The sequence below is a fragment of the Methanoregula sp. genome (assembly GCF_002835825.1).
Lineage (GTDB): Archaea > Halobacteriota > Methanomicrobia > Methanomicrobiales > Methanospirillaceae > Methanoregula.
In genome coordinates, this window is sequence record NZ_PIZH01000064.1 from 1 (window position 1) to 8,115 (window position 8,115).

The 8,115-nt window shown below is 56.2% G+C and carries 9 protein-coding genes and 1 pseudogene; 6 read left to right on the forward strand and 4 right to left on the reverse strand.

The window, feature by feature from the left end; genetic code table 11:
• From CW742_RS03890 to CW742_RS03905, 4 genes and pseudogenes are all read left to right on the forward strand, one after another.
• Positions 1-186 (forward strand): annotated as a pseudogene (locus tag CW742_RS03890) (SAM-dependent methyltransferase); the annotation flags it as partial.
• Between the two features lie 13 nt (positions 187-199).
• Positions 200-793, forward strand: coding sequence for an NAD(P)H-dependent oxidoreductase (locus CW742_RS03895; protein WP_292416718.1), 594 nt, complete (start codon positions 200-202; stop codon positions 791-793).
• A 92-nt stretch (positions 794-885) separates the two neighbouring features.
• Entirely contained in the window at positions 886-1,293 is a 408-nt protein-coding gene (locus tag CW742_RS03900) for a nuclear transport factor 2 family protein (RefSeq protein ID WP_292416720.1), read from the forward strand.
• Positions 1,294-1,359: 66 nt separating this feature from the next.
• Positions 1,360-1,614 (forward strand): SemiSWEET family sugar transporter, encoded by a 255-nt coding sequence (locus CW742_RS03905; RefSeq protein WP_292416723.1) that lies wholly within the window; start codon positions 1,360-1,362, stop codon positions 1,612-1,614.
• A gap of 121 nt (positions 1,615-1,735) precedes the next feature.
• Here the strand turns inward: CW742_RS03905 and CW742_RS03910 are convergent, their stop codons facing one another.
• Positions 1,736-2,359, reverse strand: coding sequence for an RDD family protein (locus CW742_RS03910; protein ID WP_292416726.1), 624 nt, complete (start codon positions 2,357-2,359; stop codon positions 1,736-1,738).
• Between the two features lie 146 nt (positions 2,360-2,505).
• Here CW742_RS03910 and CW742_RS03915 point away from each other — a divergent pair, with 146 nt between their 5' ends.
• Entirely contained in the window at positions 2,506-2,985 is a 480-nt protein-coding gene (locus tag CW742_RS03915; protein WP_292416728.1) for a hypothetical protein, read from the forward strand.
• Between the two features lie 59 nt (positions 2,986-3,044).
• Here the strand turns inward: CW742_RS03915 and CW742_RS03920 are convergent, their stop codons facing one another.
• From CW742_RS03920 to CW742_RS03930, 3 genes are all read right to left on the reverse strand, one after another.
• Entirely contained in the window at positions 3,045-4,124 is a 1,080-nt protein-coding gene (locus CW742_RS03920) for an ABC transporter permease (RefSeq protein WP_292416732.1), read from the reverse strand.
• Positions 4,121-5,929, reverse strand: coding sequence for a PrsW family intramembrane metalloprotease (locus tag CW742_RS03925; RefSeq protein ID WP_292416742.1), 1,809 nt, complete (start codon positions 5,927-5,929; stop codon positions 4,121-4,123). Before CW742_RS03925 ends, CW742_RS03920 begins: the two co-directional genes overlap by 4 nt.
• A 109-nt stretch (positions 5,930-6,038) precedes the next feature.
• Positions 6,039-6,920: a hypothetical protein gene (locus CW742_RS03930; RefSeq protein WP_292416735.1), complete on the reverse strand. Its 882-nt coding sequence runs from the start codon at positions 6,918-6,920 to the stop codon at positions 6,039-6,041.
• A gap of 112 nt (positions 6,921-7,032) precedes the next feature.
• Between CW742_RS03930 and CW742_RS03935 the strand changes: the two genes are divergently transcribed.
• Positions 7,033-7,923, forward strand: a complete 891-nt coding sequence (locus tag CW742_RS03935; protein ID WP_292416738.1) for an ABC transporter ATP-binding protein — start codon at positions 7,033-7,035, stop codon at positions 7,921-7,923.
• Positions 7,924-8,115: the final 192 nt, after the last annotated feature.

An 8,115-nucleotide genomic window follows, 5' to 3' on the forward strand; every position in this document is an offset into this window, starting at 1 on the left:
GCCCTTGTGGACGGTTTTACAAAACTGACGTTTACGGCTATGGTTGAAGGTGTCGGGGCCACGGTTCTGGAGAAGGGCCTGATGACCCGGGAAGAGTGGGATCGGGGGATCGCAGCACTTCACCGCACTGCCGAAGAAGACGGTGTCTTCTGCTACACGTTCTTCAAGGCAACCGCACGGAAATAATCGTGTGAAAGCCATGAAAATCTCCCTGATTCTTGCACATCCCCGGCCGGGAAGTTTCAATCATGCAATCGCCGCGACAGCTACCCGTGCGCTCCGTGATACCGGTCATACCGTCTCCTTCCATGACCTCTATGCGGAAACGTTCGATCCCCTTCTTCATGCTGAAGAGATCCCCCGTGACGGACAACTTCCCGCGGATATCGCGCTGTATTGCGCCGAGATTGTTACAGCCGACGGGATCATCATCGTCCATCCTGACTGGTGGGGAATGCCGCCCGCGATCCTCAAAGGCTGGATTGACCGCGTCCTCCGGCCAGGAGTTGCCTACCAGTTCGCGGAGTCCGATTCCGGTGAAGGTATTCCGGCAGGGCTCCTGAATGCGAAAGCCGCGCTGGTCTTCAACACGTCCAATACCCCCCGGCAGCGGGAGATCGAGGTCTTCGGAGATCCGCTTGAACGGCTCTGGAAGGATTGTATCCTTGCATTCTGTGGGGTACCGGTTGTCCAGCGCCGGATGTTCGGGGTCGTAGTGACCAGCACGGATGCGCAGCGGAAGGCATGGCTGGAAGAGGTGAGCCATCTGGTAACAGAGATGTTCCCCCAGTAATCCTCTGCATAGCAGGTACCGCATCTCATTTTCGCCCTGTGCCTGCTTACGGTTTATCTTGTCACTGGCAGACTATCCTGATGGAGACTGATATGAATACCGAAACGATCACGACTGAGGTCCTCGCAACGATCAGGGCCATGAACAAGGCCTGGACTACCGGGTGGCATGAAGCAGAATTCCGTAAGTATATTCACGAAGATGCCGTTGCCATCGTTCCATCGGCACCTGGACGCCTTGAAGGACGGGATGCCTATGTTGCAGGCTGGAGAGGATTTGCGCAGGCCGCAACGATCCATTCCTGGCAGGAGTCCGATCATAAGGTAGAGCTGTTTGCCGGCGGACAGTGTAGTGTTGTAACATACTTTTTCACGATCGATTGTACCGTGGGCGGGGTCCGGCAGATTATGCGGGGCCGGGACATGTTCTTTCTTGTGAAAGAAGAACATGCGTGGCAGGTGGCTGCAGACCAGTACTCGCCGGAACCTTTGGTCTCATAATGACAGGACTAAGCGGGACGCGACCAGTATAAATTATCGTGCAGTGAATTCATTGAGAGTCATATCATGGACACCATTGTCATTGTCGGCTATATTGCCGGCGCCCTCACCACCATCTCATTCGTACCGCAGGTGGTCAAAGCCTGGAAGATGAAGGAGACCCGTGATCTCTCGCTTGCGATGCTGGTCCTCTTTGCCACCGGGGTAATCCTCTGGACATTTTACGGCATCCAGGTTGGATCCCTGCCCATCATCGCTGCCAACATTATTACATTCACCCTGATCCTCGTGCTGCTCGGCCTGAAATTGTGGTACAAGTGAACCCGGCCGTTCTGGGAAGGGCCCGGATTTCATGGCAAACGGTACATTCCCTTTTTACCGGCAGGCACGCTGCCGGTTGAACGAGCAGGTGTGAAAACAAAAAAAAGAGAAGGATATCGGGTTATTGAGATTCCTGCTGCAGCAGCACGAGGCATCCTGAGAGGATGTCATGGAGTCCCTGGTGTTTCCGGGTAAACGCAATCATGATGAAGCCGATGAAGATGATCAGGACGGAGATATATTTCCAGAAGAACCGGAGTGTGGTCCGGGCAAAGCTCGGTTTATTCCCCTCAAGGTCGGTAACCACCAGTTTCATCAGCACTTTTCCCGGCGTCGCCTGGCTGCGGGAGGATTCAAAGCCTGCATAGTATGCCCAGGGGACCACGATAAGGGTGATCCCGTACGCCGCAACGATCGACCCGAACAGGGCAGCCGTGGTACCCTCGACAGTGAGCTGTTCAACGGGGATGCGCTGCACGGTATAGAAGAAAAGATTCTGGAAACCCCGGAAGAGGCCCAGTGCACCGGCTACGACAAGGTCGATGAGCAGGATTAGGATGAGATCTACGATGAAAGCAACAAGACGCCTTCCCAGACCGGCGTATACACCGACATCGGGCCCTTCGTCCTCTTCCGGCACAGGGGCGGCGACCGGCCGCGACTGGACCGACTCGATATCGGCCCCGCACCACTGGCAGAATTTTCCGGAGGCATCCGTCTCTTTTCCACATTTAGGACAGAACATTCGATAGACTCCTGATACGTAAACTTCATCCAGAGTCCTTTTTAATGTATCGTTCTTTTCCGGATTTTTGCCCGCGTCTTTGATTCGCGACCTGCGGCACCGTTTCCGGCACAAATCAGTAATATGAATACATGCAAGGGATCAGCATGAAGACTGCCCGGATCCTCATTGTCCTTGCCGGAGTCGTGCTCTGTACCTTCGCTGCCGGCTGTACAAGCCCAACCGGCGTGTTGATGAACAGTGGTACAGCAACGCCCTCCCCGCAGGGTACGGTATCGCCCGATATCCCCACTTCCACTCCGGAGGCTTCACTGCCCGTGCAGACCCTGCCCGCAGAACAATATGTCGATGTTCAGCTGACCAAGGAGCGGCCGGACTATTCGATCCATCTCCTGTACAATGGCGGCAAGGGTGAAGTGAGTATCCAGAATATCTTCCTGAAGGCAACCCTGTCAGACGGACAGGTTATTGAACAATACATGAACGACAACCAGCGGCAGCCACGAAGGGGTGACGAGATCATCATCAAAGGTACAAGGGGTAGTGACCGTGTCGAGGTCTATGTGACGAGCGTCGGGCAGTCCTATAAAGTCCTTGACAAGGAACTACTGGTGAACCGTCTCTGAATATCCCGGATTATCCCCGGGCATCTGTTTTTCCGGTCTTCCCCCGGTTACCCTGATTATTACCCGGTGTAACTGATCCTGCTGATCCGTTCCGCGTACTTCTGTGTCGCATACCCGAGCAGACCTGCCACTGCAAGGACTGCCGCAAGAACCACCCACTGTTCTATACCCGCCGTTCCCACCGCAAGCCTCGTCAGGAGGTTCATCGGGTTTGCCGGCAGGGAGAGGGCAAAAAGAATCACGACAACAAGTGCTGTCGAGAAGATGAACTGGGCAGCGGTTCGCTCGCGGTAGTGAAGTGCTGTCAGTGCGCCCAGCAGGACGAGGACAAAGGAGCTTACGGTAACGTGCAGCAGGATCAGGCCCGCGTTCTCGATCGCGATACCGTTGATCATCAGAAGTATCAGCCAGACCGCGGCCTGGACGGGGACCAGGACCTCGCAGGCCAGGACCTTACCCCAGATCATCTCGGAGAACGTGACCGGTGTCGAGACCAGTGTCTCCAGCGTGTCGTGCTGGTATTCTTCGGTGATCAGGTCGATGACGAGTGCTGAAGCGATGATCGCCGGCATGAAGACCAGGAGCGGGATCAAAAGACCGTACACGAACTCGTAAAAGTCACCGCCTTCGGACGCCGGGGGGAACCGGAGCGGCAGCGGACGATCGTTCAGCCGCTCCTCCCGGACCTCCCGCAGGTCCTTCTCGTATCGCAGGAATATATCCTTGAGCTTGACATCGACGATAGCACTCTGGAGATCGTTTTGCAGGGTATAGAGCGTGATCTTGATGGGGTCATCGGCATCCGGGGCGGTGTCCGGGACCCAGATCACGGCGGCAAGTTTCCGTTCCTTGAGAGCAGTCACCCCGGTCGAGAGATCCATCGGGAAGACCCGGAAGTCCGGGCTGGCATAGAGATAGCGGGAGATATCCGATTCTTCACCTGCGTAGCCGATATTGTACTTGAACCGCGAGTACTTCGAGAGCGACGAGGGGTCGTACATCGAGGTAAGCCCCACCATCAGGAACGAGGAGAAGAGGGCGACGAAGAGCTGGAGAAGGATGGCAAGCAGGATCGTCCGCTCCGAGAGGAGGCCGCGGAACTCTTTCTTTGCGATGATGGACAGGTGCTTTACCTTCATAAGAACCACCCGAGGATAAAGTAGAGGTTATAGAGACAGTGGACAACCATGGCAAGGACAAGCCCCGGAACAAACCCTTTCGCCCCCCATTTCTTGATGAAACATGCAACGATAAACACTCCAACGAAGTGGAGGAGGAGCGGGAGCCAGAGAGACCCGAGGGAGAGGAAGAGGATGCTCCCGAAGACCGAGTCCGAGATCTGGGCAAGGGTGACGAAGAGGAGGAGTTTCTCCCCCACAAGGAACCCGATGGCGGTTGCCGCGCTGGCAAGGAGGAGATTCTTCCAGGTCAAAAAACCGGGGTCGCGGATATACATCGTGTAGATCCCTATCCCTTTTGCTGTCTCCTCGATCAGTGCGGCAAAGAGGAGGAGGAAGACGAGCGATGCCGGCATAGGGAGGTTGAAGAAGAGGACGAGGCACATCATCTGGACCATGAAGACGAACGGAATAGAGAATCCCGTGAGGAGGAAGAGCGAGAGGAACGGGTGCTTCCGCGAGAGGATCTCCGAGAGGAATTCCCGCATACGCGTCACGAGCCCTTTCTCCGAGAAGAGCCGCTCTTCTTTGAAGTTCCTGGCCCCGATATAGAACAGGACGGCGCTTGTCAGCCAGAAGAGCGATGTCGAGTACAGGTAATCGGCAGCAGTCCATGGTGTGCCCTGCAGGGTAAGGACGATGAGTGTTAACGGCGAGATGAGGCTGATGACATGGACGTTGGCAAAGATACTCGGGAAGAAGAGGTAGGAGGTGGCTACGGTCGAGAAGAAGATCGAGACAAAGGAGAGTTCCTTGAATGATCGTGCAAGCATCCCAATGAGGAGCGCGTTTGCAAGGAAGAAGAAGATGACCGGGACAAGCGGGAGGAGGATAAGTGGTGAGGCCCGGATCCAGAGCGTGAGAGCGGCACAGATCGCAAGCATCCCAATGAGGTACGGGAGCATCTTACCGATGATGATCGACACCGTTTTCACTGGTACCGAGAGGAGGACCTCGCCCTTCCGCTCGATCCGTTCGTTCATGATGCTCATCATGAAGAACTGGCTCGTGAAGTAGAGCGGGAAGATGAAGACGAAGACGAGGATGATGGAGTCGAACGGGAGCGGGGGCGAGAGCTGGGACGGGGTTTTGAACGTGCCCATTGTGCCGGTTGACGATGAGAGGGTTTCGGTGTAACGGGAGATCTGGGAATTCTCGGCATTGGACTTGACCAGCTGTCCGCGGAGTTCCTCTTTGGTGACAGAGAGTGTCGGTGAGGGTGTCGCTACCTGCTCCACCGGCCCCTCCGGCACCGGTGCAGCCCGCACCGGTGCGGCGCTGACGTACTGGCCGCTCTGGGTGGCAAGGAAACTGAGTTCACTCTTCACGCTCTGCGTGTCGATCCAGAGCGGGTACGCGGCAAAGAGATCCTCTTCGCGGTTATACACGCTGCCCACGTACTTCGCGTAGTCGCGTTCAAGAGTCTTGCGTGCCGCAACGGATCGACTCCCGGTGCCCGTGTACGCGTAGCCGTTGATGACAAGGATATCAAATTCTCCCCGCTGGGCAATCAGGTCTCTCTCGGGAAGCTGGAAAACCGTGAACCGTGCATCTTCAGCCAGGATCTGTGCCATGGCCGGGTCGGAAACCCCGATCCGGTACATCCCGTCCTGGAGGTGCAGGCCGCTCTGGGCAGAGAAGCCGGTGACGGCAACGAGCAGGACGAACAGGACGATGGCGAGCGGGAGAACATCCCGGCTCATCATGGAGAAGGACTTCTTTACTTCCCATCGCGCAATGGTCGTGATATCGGTAAGCGCACCCATCTGCTCTCCTGTTATGCCGTCCTTTCGGCCGCTGCCCGTCTTCCCGGACATCCGGCAACGATAGTGAGTGTAATGCCGGGTACCTATATCTACTTCACGATGACGGCAGTTAGTTGATGATATTGTTGTTGACGGTGTAGTGGTAGTTCAGTTCCTCTGCCAGGAGCGGCATCAGGTTGTCCACATCGTAGAATGTCTGCTCGAACACGGGGTCATAATACGAGAAGGGCCGGCCCACCCGGGTCTCGATCCGGTCCACTGCATGCATAATATCGGTATCCGTCTTCCAGCCATCCCTCTCGTAGGGCCAGATCCGGTAGTCCTTATCGGCAATCGCGATCAGTTTCTGAACCTGGTATCCCTGTTTTGTGAGATTCGCGGTTGCAGCCAGGTCGCCGATCGAGAACGTGTACAGGCTGTAGATGCCGGAACCGCCGCAGGTCACCCACATCCGCGGGTGGGTGTGGATGATGATATATTCACGGTCTTTTCTCATCGGGCCTGAGAAGAGATTTGCGTTGATGCTCCAGTAGTCGCCCTTGATGAACGTGGATTCACCTGTGTTCACATCGATCAGGTACCCGATCTCCTTGGACTTCTTCACATCGCAGTTGTGGGGACTGCCCGTGTGGACGATCTCCGTGTCGGCGACATCGCTGTCGATGAACATCTCCAGTTTGTTCCGGGCGTCCACGATCCGGGCATTGAGTGCAGCCTCGGAGATTTGGGTCGGGGTGGGGGAAGGCCCAATAGTGACAGGTGCGATGGTGGTATTGGCCGGCTGCAAAACGTTCGTTTCGTGAGCCGATTGAGTTGCTGTCACTAACGGTGTAGCTGACGCAGCAGGTGTTGCCGGAAGGGGAGTTGTCGCGGTACCCGAAGGTGCCTGCGTGACTGCGGGAGGATGTTCCGGCCCGGAACACCCGGCATTTGCCGCAAGAACAAGAATAGCCAGGAGCGCCAGGAAACCGAGGCAGATGTTCCGGCACATGATGCAGTGCGTTTGCCGGGAACAATAAAAAACGATCCCTGCTCAAGGCGGATGCCGGCATCCCAACTTATATCACCCGGTCAACACAAGTCTGATCGAAAGGCGACCTCCCATGATCACGGCCCGCAGCCTGAGAAAAGACTTCGACGGATTTCTGGCGCTTGACGACGTCAGTTTCGAATTCGAGGACGGCGAGATCTTCGGGATCATCGGCCACAACGGGGCGGGCAAGACAACGCTCCTGAAGATCATCTCCGGTCTCATCACCCCGACTTCGGGGGAGCTCCTGGTCAACGACATCGACGTGATAAAAGACCCCCTTGCCCTGAAGCAGAACCTCGGTTACCTTCCTGAGGAGTCCCGGCTCTACGAGACGATGACAGCCGAGAACTACCTCGCGTTCTTCGGGGAGATCTACGGGCTTTCCCCACAGGAGATAAAAGTCCGCTCAAACCAGCTTTTTGCTGCGCTCTCACTCGAACCCGATGGCAAGAAGATCGGGGAATTCAGCAAAGGTATGAAGCGGAAGGCCGCGATCGCCCGGTCGCTCATTCACGATCCGGGCTTCCTGGTCTACGATGAGGCAACAAGCGGGCTCGACCCGATGACGTCGCGCTTCATCGCGGACTATCTCCGGCGGCTCCGGCAGGACAAGAAAACAATCGTCCTCTCGGCCCATAACCTGTACCAGGTCGAGGCGATCTGTGATAAGGTGATGATCCTCCGGCGGGGGAAGGTTGTAGCGTTCGGGACGATGAAGGATCTCCGCGACCAGTTCGGCTCTCTCACGTACACCATATTCTTCTCCATAGATGATCCGGCGAAGCTGATTGGGCATTCCAAGACGTACCGTCAGGAAGAGGGTTTCTTTGTCTGCGAAGCAGAGGACATGAAGCAACTAAACGAATGCACGGCCACAATCACTGAGACCGGCGGCAGGGTCGAGAAGATCGAGTCACGGTACCCCTCCCTTGAGGAGATGCTCTTAAAGATTGGGAAATAAGCAGAGCGCAATCCATAAGTTTACCCGTGGTTATCTCACTTCATGCATTCCGGGATCAAAGTTGGTATCGTTCTTCTTGTGCTGATCATCGCTGCCATTGCTGGTATGGCTGTGACCGGGTTCTGCCCCCCGGCCGGGCCGTGGCCGCAGCCGCCGTGGTGTTCCGGTCCTGGGCAGGCACCCGGACTCAGT